This is a genomic window from Halobacteriovorax sp. GB3, assembly GCF_028649655.1.
Lineage (GTDB): Bacteria > Bdellovibrionota > Bacteriovoracia > Bacteriovoracales > Bacteriovoracaceae > BSW11-IV.
This window is the reverse complement of the sequence record NZ_JAQSLN010000004.1, coordinates 85,220-100,956: the sequence shown is the minus strand read 5'-3', so window position 1 is coordinate 100,956 and position 15,737 is coordinate 85,220. Positions and strand designations below refer to the sequence as shown.

The 15,737-nt window shown below is 36.0% G+C and carries 12 protein-coding genes; 8 read left to right on the top strand and 4 right to left on the bottom strand.

The genetic code is table 11. From position 1 onward, the window contains the following. Positions 1–8: 8 nt before the first annotated feature. From HBN50_RS13965 to HBN50_RS13955, 3 genes are read right to left on the bottom strand one after another with little or no spacing between them, the layout of a single operon-like run. Positions 9–1,067 (bottom strand): saccharopine dehydrogenase, encoded by a 1,059-nt coding sequence (locus HBN50_RS13965; RefSeq protein ID WP_273871006.1) that lies wholly within the window; start codon positions 1,065–1,067, stop codon positions 9–11. A 12-nt stretch (positions 1,068–1,079) separates the two neighbouring features. Then, positions 1,080–2,339: an MFS transporter gene (locus HBN50_RS13960; RefSeq protein ID WP_273871004.1), complete on the bottom strand. Its 1,260-nt coding sequence runs from the start codon at positions 2,337–2,339 to the stop codon at positions 1,080–1,082. Next, positions 2,339–3,331 (bottom strand): NAD(P)H-dependent flavin oxidoreductase, encoded by a 993-nt coding sequence (locus HBN50_RS13955; RefSeq protein ID WP_443135179.1) that lies wholly within the window; start codon positions 3,329–3,331, stop codon positions 2,339–2,341. The genes HBN50_RS13960 and HBN50_RS13955 overlap by 1 nt, the downstream gene beginning before the upstream one ends. Positions 3,332–3,490: 159 nt before the next feature. Between HBN50_RS13955 and HBN50_RS13950 the strand changes: the two genes are divergently transcribed. From HBN50_RS13950 to HBN50_RS13940, 3 genes are read left to right on the top strand one after another with little or no spacing between them, the layout of a single operon-like run. Continuing rightward, the gene (locus HBN50_RS13950; protein WP_273871002.1) at positions 3,491–6,163 is read left to right on the top strand and encodes a helicase-related protein; all 2,673 of its coding nucleotides are present in this window, start codon (positions 3,491–3,493) and stop codon (positions 6,161–6,163) included. A gap of 2 nt (positions 6,164–6,165) precedes the next feature. Continuing rightward, positions 6,166–6,993: a DUF455 family protein gene (locus tag HBN50_RS13945; RefSeq protein WP_273871001.1), complete on the top strand. Its 828-nt coding sequence runs from the start codon at positions 6,166–6,168 to the stop codon at positions 6,991–6,993. Continuing rightward, positions 6,983–8,032, top strand: a complete 1,050-nt coding sequence (locus HBN50_RS13940) for a hypothetical protein (protein ID WP_273870999.1) — start codon at positions 6,983–6,985, stop codon at positions 8,030–8,032. Before HBN50_RS13945 ends, HBN50_RS13940 begins: the two co-directional genes overlap by 11 nt. Here the strand turns inward: HBN50_RS13940 and HBN50_RS13935 are convergent. Continuing rightward, a complete protein-coding gene (locus HBN50_RS13935) occupies positions 8,009–8,641 on the bottom strand; it encodes a class II aldolase/adducin family protein (protein ID WP_273870998.1) in 633 nt (210 codons plus the stop codon). The two genes, HBN50_RS13940 and HBN50_RS13935, sit on opposite strands and share 24 nt — an antisense overlap. Positions 8,642–8,707: 66 nt before the next feature. On the opposite strand from HBN50_RS13935, the gene HBN50_RS13930 reads away from it, so the two are divergent. The 5 genes from HBN50_RS13930 to cheB all read left to right on the top strand — a co-directional run bounded on the left by HBN50_RS13930 (position 8,708) and on the right by cheB (position 15,736). Further along, positions 8,708–9,736, top strand: a complete 1,029-nt coding sequence (locus tag HBN50_RS13930) for a hypothetical protein (protein WP_273870997.1) — start codon at positions 8,708–8,710, stop codon at positions 9,734–9,736. Between the two features lie 127 nt (positions 9,737–9,863). Further along, a complete protein-coding gene (locus tag HBN50_RS13925) occupies positions 9,864–12,605 on the top strand; it encodes a hybrid sensor histidine kinase/response regulator (protein ID WP_273870996.1) in 2,742 nt (913 codons plus the stop codon). A 13-nt stretch (positions 12,606–12,618) separates the two neighbouring features. After that, complete coding sequence (locus tag HBN50_RS13920) at positions 12,619–13,074, top strand: chemotaxis protein CheW (protein WP_273870995.1); 456 nt, start codon at positions 12,619–12,621, stop codon at positions 13,072–13,074. Between the two features lie 17 nt (positions 13,075–13,091). Then, positions 13,092–14,648, top strand: a complete 1,557-nt coding sequence (locus HBN50_RS13915; protein ID WP_273870992.1) for a methyl-accepting chemotaxis protein — start codon at positions 13,092–13,094, stop codon at positions 14,646–14,648. Positions 14,649–14,671: 23 nt separating this feature from the next. Next, on the top strand, positions 14,672–15,736 hold the full coding sequence (cheB, locus tag HBN50_RS13910) for a chemotaxis-specific protein-glutamate methyltransferase CheB (RefSeq protein ID WP_273871523.1): 1,065 nt from the start codon (positions 14,672–14,674) through the stop codon (positions 15,734–15,736). The last annotated feature ends 1 nt before the right edge of the window (position 15,737 follow it).

The following is a 15,737-nucleotide window of genomic DNA, read 5'->3' as shown; positions in this document are numbered from 1 at the left end:
TCCCTTTTTTAATTTCTCTTTTTCAAAAAAACATCTTTAGCATTACTCCAAACAATATCTTCTTCACCTTTTCCAAGTAATAAGTTTTCTAGATGAGGGAAGAGTTGATCAGAAAAGTCTTCACTACTTTCTTTAGGAAGAAGGGAAGGGAGGTTATCAACGGCCAAGATATCCAAGCTATGATCATTTATTACCTTTGATACAAAAGGCTCATCCCATGAAGTAATTTTATCGTAGAGAGGGATTGGATTTAAATCTGAGTTAGGATCACAACTAACGTCAGAAATAATTTTGAGTTTCGACTCTGTTGATATAATTTCAGGTGAAATGAAAGGTGGAATCTTTACTTGCATTAAGACAGTATTTACAAAGATTTCATGTTCAGGAATTTCTTTAAATGGGCCACCTTTCTTTGTTTCTTCAATATCCCACTTTGTGACTTGGATTCCGACTTTTTCAAAAAGTGAACTTGCTCCTTGTCCACATCTACCTTTTGCTCCAATAACAATCGCTTTAGGAGTAGAGCTACTTTTATTGCTCAGTTCTTTAAGTTCTGAAATAAGAATTTCTTGATCATTTACTGAGCTGATTGCTGGAATACTTGTTTCATGTTTCTCTCGAAAATAGTAGCCTTTAAGTCCAACTGCTGCGCCTACAAAACCGGCCCAAAAACCAAATGCAGCAATACGTCTACCTTGTTCATTTGTAAGATATTCCAAATCAAAAAGTGTACCCCCGCCATTCTTATATTGTGAGAGAATATCTTTAGATCCGTCTTGACCTTTGAATACATGGGCGAAGTAAATATGCTTGTGGTGAAAGTCTTCTTTTTGCTCGATTTCTTTAAGTCCTAAAATATAGTGTTTCGTATCAGCTTTTTTCCAAGAGCCTTCTGGAACAATCGTACAGCCAACTTCTTCATATTGATTAATGGGGAAAATTCGATCTGGGAATTCTTCGACAAAGACTTCAACTCCTTTATCGATGAGTTTTTTTGCATTTTTCGGTGTAAGTGGGGTTCTTTTTTCATGGGCCTTTGTTTCTGACCTTAACCAAATTGATGCCATATAATATCCTTTTTAAGCAATACCATCTTGTATTGATTGATCGCGAGTGACTCTTTTTGCTTCACTTTTAAAGAGTGCTTTTGATGAACTAGTAAACATTTTAAAGAAAATAAGTATGACAAAGAGAATTGCTGTACAAAAAAGCATCTCCATTGTCGTAAAGGAATTTCCAATAAAAGCGATGATAATTCCCCCACTAATATTTGGAACAACAAATGATAGATCAAGAATTGAATGGATTCTTGAAAGATATTCTGTTTCAACTGTTTCTGAAACATAATTTAGTTGAGAAGGGATGCGAATAAAAACGATAACTCCCCAAAAGAAGAAGATGATCAAATTTGGAATAAAGACTGGAATAAGTAACCAGAGTAGCATCAGTAAAGGTTCAAAAGCGATTGAAGAAACAATGAGTTTTCCTGGTCTGTGCTTACTCGTTAGTCGATGCGAGATAATTCCACCAAAGAAACCACCAAGCCCAAAAACAGAGAGCATTAATCCATATTCTCTATCTGAAAGATGAAGAACTTCTGTTACAAATGGAAGAAGTAGGGGGATAAGAACACCAATACAAAAACCTGCGATAGAGCAATTGAATAAAAGTGCCCTCAGGTCTTCTCTTTTCTGAGCATAACGTAACCCTTCCTTTAAATCGTAAAAAAGACTTGTTTGAACATTGTCTACGCTTTCTTTTTTAGGAGGACGATAGTTTATTGTCGAAATCAATGCTATTCCAAGGAAATACGTAATAAGGTCAAATGTTAGAATTTCATCGATTCCCTGCATTTTTGAAAAGACAAGCGCTCCAATAAAAGGGCCAACCATGTGGAGAATCGCCATTGTTGAGCCAAAGAGTGAGTTGGCTATACTTATTTCTTTTTGTGGAACAATGTCATTGATCATTGCTTGTCGGGAAGGATTATAAATTCCTGTAAAAAAAGCAACCATCGCATTGACTAGCAAGATTGAATAAAAATCCTTACTAAAAAAAAGAACCGTAATAATTGGGATTCGAATGATATTGGCGAAGATTAGAACATTTCTGCGATTAAATTTTTCGCCAATTGGTCCACCTAAAAGAGATCCCATTGTTAGGAAGAAGAGAAATGAGGCCCTAATAATACCAAGTTTCGATTTGTCGCCTTCACTTAATTTAAAAACTAACAACATAAGAGCTGTCTCGGTAACAAAAGAACCGAGCTCACTTGTGAGCCCGGCATAATACAATCTAGAAAAATTAGGGTATTTTAAAATCTTAGGAAGTTTGATCATTAGCTTTCAACATTTTTTAACTTATCAAATTTAGAGACAGCTTCGTCGTACTGAGATATGAGCCTTTCTACAATTACATGAACAGGTTCAATCTTCTCGATGAATTCAATTGAAGGTCCTGCACACCATACCGTTTTGTATGTAGCAGAGAAAGCCGCTTTTTCAATGGCCTTCATTCCTTTGTAATATGTAAGCATTTTTGCATATTTTTTTACTTTTTTATTACTATTTAGAAAACTTTCTAGAGCGTTTTGTTTGGTTCCAATTTTTTCAACATAGGGAGTATTGATGACAGTACAAGGTGTTCCTGACACTTTGTCTGAAAGAACAATGTCTTCTGCTCCATAATCAACACAGGCCTGTTTGTAAGCATCACTAACACCACTTTCTTTTGTTGCGATGAAAGGGCTTCCCATAGAAACACCTTCAGCTCCAAGCGCGAGAGTGCTTAGTAGACCAGCTCCTGTACCAATACCTCCGGCACTAATAACAGGAATCTCACAATTTTTCTGAAGGAGAGGAACAAGAATGGTTGATGGAATTGGTCCACAATGACCACCTGCTCCTGAATTTACCGCGATGAGAGCATCAGCACCGAGGGATTCAACTTTTTTAGCATATTGAACATCTACAACATCACAGAAGATTTTAGTCCCTTTAGGAGAAAGTCTTTTGATAACTTCTTCAGGGCTTCCAAGAGAAGTGATGATAAATGCTGGAGGATGTTTCTCGAGAATATCAATTTGAGCTTTTTGGTGGATATTAGATTTATTTACGATGAGGTTGATTCCAAATGGGCCATCACATTTTTCATGAAGCTCGATGATTCCCTTTTCAAATTCTTCTGGTGTTCTCCAGTTGAGAGCAGGGATACAACCCATGATTCCGGCCTTTGCTGCTTCGATAAGCATCTCATTATTTGAGACTAAGAACATTGGTGCCATGATAATTGGATACTTAATATTAAATGTTTCTGTGAGCCATGTTTTGATCACAACAGATCTCCTTCATTGATGTGTTTAGACAACATATTTTCTCACAAAAAGGTCTCAAGATGAATCGATAAATAAATGACTCAGCTCTTAACCTAGTGTTTACCCATGTCTTTTAGTGAGGTAATATAAAAGTGTACTCTAAACAAGGTTTTTTAAGTGTCTAACCAAACAATTCCGGTGCTAGCAGATTTCAAAGATATTCGATCATTATTAGAAACTGAGCGCAAAACGATAATAAAAGTAAACAACTTCTCTGATAGCGACGAATATGTTCGTACAATAGAAGATGCAGGAATCGTATTAGACTTTATTGAAGAGTTTCAGACACATTTATTTCAGCTTTTTTCAAAAGCTCCATCTTTAGCAAATTTATTTTCTACGGAGTATCTTTCGGTACATGAGTTTTTTAAAAGAGACTATATATTAGAAACTATTTTTCTCGATGATTGTTTATTTCCAGAAAAGGAACTCTATTATTTTGGTCAAGATGGTGGGCTAAATGAAAAAATTCTGAAAATACATTTAACTGGAATTGAAAGATGGTGCCGAGATAAATTAAAGCATCACGAAAATACTCAAGAGTTGATTCTCGAAAACTTTAATCTTGAGTTGAAAGCTAATGAACTTAAGTGTCCATGTGTTAAATGTTCTGCTGACTTCAGGGCCCGCTTGAGGGATTTTGTTTTTGATACATGTAAAGAAGTCATCGAAACATCATATTCTTCAATTGAAAACAATATTGATAACGGAATTGAATTTGTTAGTGAACTCTATCAGAAAATGCAGAAGGAACTTGATAAAACTTTTTACAAGGTTCGTTTTAAACTGAAGAGAAGCTCCCTTAATCGATTAGAAGTACAAGTGAAAAATATTCTCAAAGAGAAATTTCATTACCCATCAAAACTTTCAGTTCTTCATAAAAGAAACCTCGCTCTATATTTTGATAATCAACTAGAAGCGATGGAATTTTCAAATGATCTCGTAACAGAAGAAGAATATGAAAAGTACTTCCAAACTCTTGCTAACAATTTTTGGAGAGGTGAGAAGTACTTAAAGCGTGAATTCAAAAAATTCATCAAGTCGATAGTTGTTCTTAAAAAGAAGGATGTCTCTTCAAAGATTCTTCAGGAATATCTTGGAGAGTTCTGGGTTCACTCAAGTGCGAGACAATTAAAACGAAAAATTGTCTATCATATGGGACCAACAAACTCTGGTAAAACCTATCATGCCATTGAGGCGCTTAAAGGTGCTGATAAAGGATGCTACTTAGCTCCTTTAAGGCTTCTTGCTGGAGAACTTTACGATACACTTAATGCTAGTGGAGTTAAGACATCTCTTTTAACAGGTGAAGAGGTTATCGAAACTGAGGGTGCAACTCACTATAGTTCAACAATTGAGATGGCTAGGTTTCAAGAAGAATTTGATTGCTGTGTTATTGATGAAATTCAAATGATCACTGACTCTCAACGTGGTTGGGCATGGACGAGAGCTCTTGTTAATATCTTCTCCCCTGAAATTCATGTCTGTGGTGATCCTTCAGCACTAGATCTTATTAAGAAGATCGTTGAATTATGTGGTGATGAATTAGAAATTAAAAATTATACAAGAATGACTGAACTTCAAGTTTTAAAGAAGCCAATTGCTCTTAGTGAAATGCAAAAGTCCGATGCTCTTGTTGTCTTTTCTAGACGAAATGCTCTTCGCTATAAGAGAGACCTCGAGAGACTTGGTTTCAAAGTATCAATTGTATATGGACGACTCAGTCCTGAAGTTCGAAGAGAGCAGGCCCGTAAATTCGATGAAGGTGAAACAGATGTAATCGTTTCAACAGATGCCATTTCTATGGGAATGAATTTACCAATTAAGAGAATCGTTTTTTCTACTCTTTCAAAATTTATTAACTCACAAGAATTTGTTATTTCTGATAGTGAAATCAAACAGATTGCAGGTCGTGCTGGACGTTACAAAAGATTCCCTACGGGTTATGTCTCATGTCTGACAAAAGTAGAAGATGGAATTGATACCGTTAATAAGGCATTAGGAGCAACATTAGATCAAAGTACTCAATGTATGGTTGGTCCTGATCTAGATATTTTTAATCAAGTTAACAGAGCACTTGAAGATAATGCTCTACCGACACTAAAACTTTCTGAGTTTCTTAGACTTTTCAACACAATGATTTTCCAAAAACCATTCTTCTGTGTTGAATTAAATGAAATGATTGAACTTGCAGAAATGGTAGAAGATGCAGATTCTGATGCTAAACTAACTGATGCTGAAATTTTTGGGTTCTCTTGTGCACCAGTTAATCAAGGGTTAATGGAACACGTTCAATATTTCGTTTGGATTCTCACTCACTATGTTAGTGAAAGCCCAATTACAAACGAGGCCATTGATTCAACATCGAATGATATCGATTATCTCGAAACATCAATTAAATGTGTGGAGCTTTATCAGTGGCTTTCAAGGCACTTTAATAATAAGCACTTTGTGTTTGATGAAAATGACCTTCTTCATAATAAACAAGAGGCAATTGATAAGTTGAATACTCTGCTTTCAGATAAAATTGTTCCAACGTGTTCAAGTTGTGGATGTAAATTACCTGAAGACTCACGCTTTCCTATTTGTGAAGAATGTTTCAAAAAGAGACGTTTCAGTGGAAGACGACGTACTGGAAATAATCAAGGTCGAAGAGGCGATGATTCAAAAGGTGAGAACAGTGGACGTTCTGGAAAATTTAAGGGGCGTAGCCGCTATGGCAAACCTGGCGAAAAAAGCTTTGGTGGAAAAAGAAAACGTCCTTCAAGAAAGAGAAAAACGACTAAATAGAAATGAATATTTATGATTATGCTGAAACATTATTAATGGGAACAAGCTTAGAAGATAAGCTGCTTGCTCCTGTTAATATTGATATAACTCATAATAATACACCTTATGATATGCCATTGTACCCTGGAAGAGATGAATCAATTGCCTTTTCAGATGAACAGGTTAGATTTCCCGGAAAGGGAAAGCTTCATCTACCTGAAAAGAGAGCTCTTGCAATGCATTTCTTTGCCAATCATGAACTACTGGCAATTGAAATGATGGCCGCAGCAATATTAAAATTTCCGGGTGAAAGCGAAGAAGACTTAAAACTGAAAAAGGGTCTTCTAAAAACAATTGCTGATGAACAAAAACATTTTAAATTGTATGTAAATCGCATGAAAGACTTTGGTCTTAATTTTGGTGATGTTCCTTTAAATGATTTCTTCTGGCGACAAATGCCAAAGATAGATAATCCTTCGCAGTTCTTTAGTGTCATGGCCTTAACATTCGAGCAAGCGAACTTAGATTTTGCTGACTTTTATAGGCATATCTTTGCCGAATATGGAGATGAAAAATCTGCAAGAATAATGGATATTGTTTTTGAAGATGAAATTTCTCACGTCGCTTTTGGAAGAACTTGGCTCAATACATGGAAACAAAGTAAAAGTCTTTGGGATTATTATTTAGAAAACCTGCCAGATAATCTAACTCCTGCAAGGGCCAAGGGAATTGTTTTAAATATCGAAGCAAGACAAAGAGCTGGTCTAGATGATCACTATATCGATTCAATCGAGAATTATAGAGACAATTTTAAGTTAACAAATCGCAAGAGCTGGAAAAGTGAAAACTGATATTGTTAATTTTGACTATGAAGATGCTCTTAACGGTGTTGTTAATGAGAAAAGATCTCAAAGCATCATTAGTGAGTTTGAGTACATTTATTTTCTTGTAAATAAAGATGAGAGCTCGATGATGAAAAATCATAGAGAGTACTCACAAGACTATCTTAATCATCTTAAAAAATTTGGAATGGTAATTCCTGGACTTAATTCGAATTCAACTGATTGTTCCCCTTGGTGGGGAAGTCTTCAAAATAAAGAATTGAAAATTTTACTAAATTCCAAGACAAAAGTTCGCCATATCTTTGAGGAGATCCTCGCTCAATTTCCACAATTATTAAACACTTTTGAAGAGCAGGAAATAGAGCTCTTTCTAAATGCATCTCCCTATGAAAAATACATTATAAAAAGTGCCTTTGGTGTCTCAGGTTCTGGAAATAGAGTATTAGCTCGTAGTGAAGTTAAGCAAAGTATTTTGAATCTTAAGGGTGAAGAATACCTTCTAGAGCCTTTTTATGAGAGGATCTTTGATGTTGGTATAACGATAGAGTCTAGAGAAAATATTTTTTATGTACGAAACTTTAATGGACTCTATGGTCGTTTTTCTGGTGGAGAATTAATAACTAAACAGAAAATGATAGACCTTTTAAAACCACTAGGGTTGAATCTAGACGATCTTATCGATTTTTACAAAGAAAGATTATTGCTTCTTGGAGTTTTTGATTCTATTCAAATTGATACTTTCTTTTTTAAGGACTTTGATGGAACGATGAGATTTATGCCAATGTGCGAGATCAACTATAGAAAGACGATGGGGCTTGTTATTAAGAATCTAGATGAGTCTCTTGGTCACGGTCGTTGGTTTATTGTTCCAAAGAAAATTAAAGAAGAACACTATAGTGACATTCTTAGAGATATAAATGAAAGATTTGGAGATGATGTCTTTATAACATCACCACCAAAGACAAGATTTTTATCTTTTTATATTCGAGGTGGATTTGATAGCGAAGATGAATTAGCTAACACCCTAGGAATTAAATCTTTCATTTAACTTTAATGTTAATTCTCCACATTCCTCATTTGATCGGCCGAAAATCATGACACCATCTTGGTGGCCTTTCATGACAAATGTACCAAATTTCTTATTTCCAACACATTCTTCAACAGCAAGGGCCATTTCGTAAGTTCCGTAAGGGACATCCGATGGCGTTGAATCCATATTCTGTTCTATCATTCCATTCCATATACTTTGACTATGAATATGAAAAACCGATGTGATCTCTTTACTGCATAGATAAATAGAAGCATGGCTAAGAGCTTCGCTTGAAGCCATAACTGGGCCCATCGCTTTCATTGTCATCTTGTGGAGGTCGTAGTCGAGAACTCGAGTATAGTGATCTCCACTAAGGTTCTTGTGCTTTCCCGTTTGTGTGCCTGTGATAACAAATTGAGGTTTATCATTAATCATAAAAGATTGATAATCTTGAAGGCAGGAGAGGTTGCCAAAGCCGACTTTTTCAATTGGGTATTCGCCAATTAGATTAAGTTGGTAAAGTTTTTTTCTCCAAGCTTCGAGTGACTCAAACTCCCTCAGTGAGAGAGGTTCGCTCTTTTGAAAGCCGCTTGTGTCATATTTTATTACACCATCATCAATTACCACTAAATATTCTCCATGGATTTTCGATAAGTTAACTACTTATAGCAACACTACTTAAGGATGCTGTCTATGCTTGACGATCTCAAGGATAAACTTAATAGCAATCTTGCTAAATTAAAACAACTATTACCAGAAAAATTTCGTGGCGAAAGTGACGATGAGTACGAAGATGACGATGAGAATGAAGACGTCACTGAAGATGAAGTTACTGCTGATCATGAAATTGATAAAAAAGCACTTTATGAGGAATCTGAAGAAGAGGATGACAAAGAGGCTGATGAAGAAGACGAGGAAGAAGAAGATAGTGAAGACCAAGCAGCTAAGAACAGAAAGCAGCTCCTAGTTCGACTTCTTATCGTGGCCATTGGTGGTTACGTCGCACTCGATATGTTTGTTCTCAATCCCGATCAGGGTGGTGAGGAAGTTCAGGTTATGAACCGTCAGAAACCGAGACGAGTTAGAAAGAAAGTACAGAAGCCTGTTGAAAAACCTAAAAAGGAAGAAGCTCAAGTTCAAAATGAAAATCCATTTGCTGAACAAGAGAAGGTTGTTGAAAAAGCACCTGAAGTTCAAGAGACACCTGTTGAAAATGAACCAGTAGAAGCCGCCGAGCAAGAGAATATGCCTGTTGAAGAAAATTCTCCTGTGCAAGAAGTTGCACGGCCTCAGGAGCAGCAAGAAGTCGAAGAAGTTACACAAGAGGAACCAGTAGTTGAAAGTCCTGTTGTAGAAAATGATATTAATCAGTCAGAAACAAGTGGCGAAAATATTGTTGATGATCTGACTTCCGATGACCTTGAAAACAAATTGAATCAAATCACTGAGAAGTTAGAAAAGGCCGAGAAAAAAGCTCCTTTTATTGAGGCACCTAGTTACGAGCAATATGGAAAAGGTTTAGTTTATAATTGCAAAGAAAAGCACTGGGCTTGTGTTGATCGAACTCCTTATCTACAATGTCGTCAGCATCAAGAGTGGAGTAGTGAGAATCGAAAGGCTCCAAACTGTGTGACGGAAAAAGTTTATAGCAGTTTCAAGGATTGTCGTATCGTTCAAGTCCACTATATTAATACTGTTCAGACTCCAGAGGGATGCAAATAAAAATTAGGAAAACCTAAAGTATCTTGAGGAAAAATAAAGGGTTAGGGAAATTTCTGACCCTATTATCTACGCTTGTATATGATAAAATTCTACCAATCGTTAAAAGGAATTAGCGTAAAGGTAGATCATGGTCGATCCAAATTCAGTCATTGTACAAGAATTTTTAATTGAGTCATTTGAGAACTTAACTGGGATAAGTGAAGAGCTTACTCAGTATGAGAAAACTCCTACAGATTCTGAATTACTAAATTCTATTTATAGAAAAGTCCATACACTCAAAGGCTCTGCAAGCTTTTTGGGTCTTCATAAACTTCAAGAAATTACTCACGAAGGAGAAAATCTCCTCGACCTTATTCGAGAAGGTGAAGTTAAATTAACTGGTGATCACGTAGATTTACTTTTAGAGACATTTGATGCTTGTATTGAAATTCTTAAAAGTATCGAAGAATCAGGAAATGAGCCTGAAAAAAGTTATGAAGATATTCTAAAAAAATATAGCGGATCACATGATGTCGAACTTCCGAGAATTGATGATTACTTTCCATATGAAAACTATATTGGTGATAGACAACTAGCACCACTACCAATAAAAGTTGAAGCTCCTGTCGTTGCTACTCCTAAAAAAGAGAAGCCAGTTCAAAAAGTCGTTGAGAAAAAGGAAGAGCCTGTTAAAGAAGTTCGTCCTGTAGAGAAACCAAAAGAACCAATAATTTCTAAACCTCAAATGAAGAATGAGAAGAAAATGACTGAAGAAAAAACTGTTGAGCAACCTGCGGCGGCTAGGCAAGGAAATATTTCAGATAGTGTTGTTCGAGTAAATGTGAAATTACTCGATAAAATTATGAACGTAGTTGGAGAGTTGGTTTTAAATAGAAACCAGATTCTTCAATTTGCAAATAATGAAGATGCTCCAGAACTCAATCGTTTGGCTCAAGAATTAAACGTTATTACAACAGAGCTTCAGACAGATATCATGACAACAAGAATGCAGCCAGTTGGAAGTGTTCTTGGAAAGTTTGAAAGAATTGTACGAGATCTCGCCAGGTCTCAGAAAAAGAAAATTAAATTAACTATTTCAGGTAAAGAAACTGAATTGGATAAAACTCTATTAGAGGCAATTAGAGACCCGATGACCCACCTCATTCGAAACTCTGTCGACCACGGTGTTGAGACTCCTGATGCCAGAAAAATTGCAGGTAAAAATGAAGAGGGATCTATTTTAATCAAAGCCTATCATGAAGGTGGGCAGGTTACGATTGAAATCAGAGATGATGGAAATGGAATTGATCCAGATAAAATACTTGAGAAAGCACTTAATAAGGGTCTTGTTACTCCCGAGCGTGCAGCTCAAATGGGAAAGAAAGATATTTTAAATCTCATTTTTCTTCCCGGTTTTTCAACAGCAGAACAAGTTACAAACATCTCTGGCAGAGGTGTTGGAATGGATGTTGTTAAAAGTAATATTGAAAAAATTGGTGGCTCTGTTGATATCGACTCTAAAGTTGGTGAGGGTACATCGTTTAAATTAAAGATCCCACTTACATTAGCAATTGTTCCTGCTCTTGTTGTTCAAAGTGGAGTTGAAACATTTGCAATACCACAGATCAATCTCGTTGAGCTTGTGAGGCTCGAGGGTGATGAGTGCTCCACTCAAATTGAGAAATTACACGAATCTGAATTTTATCGATTAAGAGGCGATCTCATTCCTGTGTTTAGGCTGAGTGAGAGTATTGGTCTTAAAAAACAGAAATTAAAAGAAAAAGAGAAATACGAAGAAGATTTTCTGAATATTGTTATTCTCAATGCCGAAGGTAAAGTTTATGGACTTATTGTGGATACTGTTCTCGATACAGAAGAGATTGTTGTTAAAGCATTAAGTCGTAAATTGAAAGATCTTTCAATCTATGGGGGAACAACAATTATGGGTGATGGAAAAGTAGCCCTGATTGTTGATGCTCTTGGATTCTTAAATTATGTAGATAAAGGGCATAGTCAAAAAGCGAGCCAGATGGTTGTTCAGGAATCTGTTAATACGCTAAAAAATGAAACTGATGAGGTACTTCTTTGTCGTTTAGGAGATGGACGTCATTATTCTATTCCACTTTGTCTTGTTAATAGATTAGAAGAATTTGAAAAGACTGACATCGAATGGAGTGGTGATCAACCTCTCATTCGTTATCGTAATAAACCAATGCCGCTTATCAATTTAGAAAAGACAATGAAGCTTAACGGTACGTCAAATCTCATGGATCAAGATCAAAAGATGCTTCCATGTGTAGTTGTATCAATTCGAAATTCTCTTTTTGGGTTTATTGTTAGTGAGATCAGAGATATTGCTTTAAATGAGGATATTATTGACTCTGATACTGTAGATCGAGACGGAATCCTTGGAACAATCTATGTGAATGATACGACAGTTTCTCTCATTGATTGCCATAATATAATTGATATGCAACCGATTGGTCAGAATCTTAAAAAGAAGACAGCTCAAGCAAATAGAGGAAAGATTCTTCTTGTAGAAGACTCTGTTCTTTATAAGAAAATTCAAAAAGAACATTTAAGTGATTTAGGTTTTGAAATTGTTGAGGCGAATCATGGGCAGGAGGCAATTGAGATTCTAAAAAGTCGAAGACATCAATTTGATATCATTGTGACAGACCTTGAAATGCCTGTTTGTAATGGGTGGGAGTTCGTTAAATTTGTAAAAGAGCATGTTGCCGACTTCGGTGATATTCCAGTGATTGCTATGTCAGGAACAATTAAAAGTAGGGATCTTGATGAAGGAATACGTTCTGGATTTAAGATGATGATTGAAAAATTAAATCAACAAGCATTTCAAGAAGCGATTAATAACGTAATGACTTTATAACATTGAGATAGTGATGAATGAAGAAGAAATGAAAGTGGTAGGTCAAGAACTAGAGCAACTGTGTGGTTTCAAAATTGGAAACGGTCACTATGCAATTTCTGTTCTCGAAGTACAAGAGGTGATTAAGCCTCAACATTTAACACCAGTTCCTCTCGCACCTGATTATGTCAAAGGACTAATCAATTTAAGAGGTCAAATTGTAACATCAATTTCGCTTAGAACACTCTTTGGATTACCTGAAAAAGAGAATGAACAAGAACATATGAATATTATTGTTCGTTCTGCGGACAGTCTTTATTCATTAATTGTCGATGAGATCCTCGATGTAATGGATATTGATAAGAGTACATTTGAAACAACTCCTGAGACTTTAAATCCAAAGATAAAGAAATATATCAGTGGTGTTTATAAACAAGATAGAAATTTATTAATTCTTTTAGATTTTGAAAAGATATTGAACGAAAACTAATTCCAATTGGAGAAGCTATGAACAAGGTAAACCTAAACCCTGTAGACAGTGGAAATGAAGCTAAGATTAACTTTGGATCAATGATAGATTTGTCGCCAATCAATACGATGATGGCTACTCCCGAAGGTATTCTTACTTACATGAATGAAAATTCAAAGAAGACGTTAAGAACTCTCGAACAATTTCTTCCTGATAAGGTTGAAAACCTAATCGGTAAGAGTATTGATTGGTTTCATCAAAATCCAGAAGTTCAAAGACGCATTATTGGAAACCCAAACAACCTTCCACATAAAGCTATTATTACTGTCGGTCCGGAAAAATTAGATCTGCTTGTATCACCAATTAAAGATGATCAAGGAAATTATCTAGGGCCAATGGTTACATGGGATGTTGTTACTAAAAAACTAGAGGGTGAAGAGACAATGGCGCGAATGAGCCAGATGGTAGATAAATCACCAATTAATACAATGATGGCTACACCAGAAGGTGTTCTTATGTATATGAATGAAAGTTCAAGAAGAACACTTAAAACTTTAGAGCAGTTTCTACCTGATTCTGTAGAAAATTTAATGGGTCAGAGTATTGATATACTTCATAAAAATCCTGAGGTTCAAAGAAAAATTATCGCCAATCCTAATAACCTTCCACATAGAGCGATCATTGGAGTTGGACCTGAGAAATTAAATCTTCTGGTATCTCCAATTGTTGATAATAATGGAAATTATCTAGGGCCTATGGTTACTTGGGAAGTTATTAGTGACAAATTAAAGCTTGTTGAAGAACTTACTGGAAGTGCTGACGAGCTTACTGGTGCATCTGAAAATCTTCTTAAAATTTCAAATAGTCTTTCTGCAGGAGCTGAAGAAACTTCTGCCCAGGCCAATACTGCAAGCTCAGCTTCAGAAGAGGTTAATGCCGGTGTTCAAACTGTTGCTTCAAGTATGGAAGAAATGGTTGCTGCAATTAAGGAAATTACGAAGACTACAAATGAAGCTTCTAATATGTCTAATGATGCGATGAAAATGGCAAAAGAAACAAATTCAATTATCAACCAGCTAGGTGAGTCTAGTATGGATATTGGAAATGTTATCAAAGTTATTTCTTCAATCGCTCAACAAACGAACCTTCTTGCTCTAAACGCAACAATTGAAGCGGCAAGAGCTGGAGAAGCAGGTAAGGGATTTGCCGTTGTTGCCAATGAAGTTAAAGAGCTTGCAAAGCAAACAGCAAAAGCAACATCTGATATTACAAAGAAAATTGAAACAATTCAGGCTGACTCTAAGAATGCAGTAAATGCAATCGGTGAAATCTCAACTGCTATTGAAAAAGTAAACGGATATGCAGGAAATATTGCAGCCTCTGTAGAGGAGCAAGCAGCAACGACTAACGAAGTGACAAGAATTGTAACAGAATCAGCAGAAGGTGTTCGACAAATTAATGAAAACATCTCTCAAGTATCAGAAGCGGCTTCAGTTACTGGTAAAGACGCACTTAGCGCACAAGATGCAGCTAAGAAGCTTAGTTCTATGGCCGATCTTCTTCAAGGATATGTTGAGAAGCTAAAAGTAGATTAAGTTAGGAGATTCTTTTGAAAATAATGATCGTTGACGATTCAATTGTATACCGCTCGGCTATTTCTCAGGCACTTAATGATGTGCCTGAGGTCGAGGTATTTAAAGCAGTTAGCAATGGTAAAATTGCAATCGATTTTTTAAAGCAAAATCCAGATATCGATCTGATTACGCTTGATTTAGAGATGCCTGTAATGGATGGAATTGAGACATTGAAGAATATTCGTGCTTTTAACAGAGATGTGAATATTATTGTCTTTTCTTCTTTTACGACAAGGGGTGCGGAAAAAACGATCGATGCTCTAAGTGCTGGTGCCGATGACTTTGTTCCTAAGGTTGAAGGCGGAAATAGTATTGAAGAAAGTATTGAGATGATCAAAAAGGAACTTGTTCATAAGATCAAAGCCTTTGCTTCTCGTACAACGAAGCGATCAGAAGTTAAGAAAATCATACAACAAGTTAGTACTGCTGAGAGGCAAGATACAAGTTCTTCATTGGAGGATATTGTTGGCTCAATGACTGTAAAACCAAAACTTGTTTGTATTGGATGCTCAACAGGTGGTCCTGAAGCACTTTCTAAAATTTTTAGAGGATTAAATAAAAAACCAAATTATCCAATTTTGCTTGTTCAACATATGCCGCCTATGTTTACAGAAAAGCTTGCAAGTATGTTAGATAAAATCTCTCCAGTGGATGTCGTTGAAGCAAAAGAAGGGATGAAAGTTGAAAATGGTATGTGTTATGTTGCCCCTGGTGATTATCATATGACAATTGATAAGAATATGATCGTTAAGCTCAATCAAGATGAAAAAGTCTGTTTTGTTAGACCAGCGGTAGATGTCCTTTTTGAGTCTGTTGCTAAAAACTATAATGACCAAGTCCTATCAATCATTCTAACAGGAATGGGTGAGGATGGTGCAAGAGGTTGTCGAGCACTTTCAGATAAAGGCGCATATCAATTTATTCAAGATAAAGAGAGTTCTATCGTTTGGGGAATGCCTGGGGCGGTTTCAAGAACTGGGATTGATGTAAAAACACTTACGCTTGATAGTTTTTCATCCTTGTTAAATAAAGTAACGGAGAGGATATAGT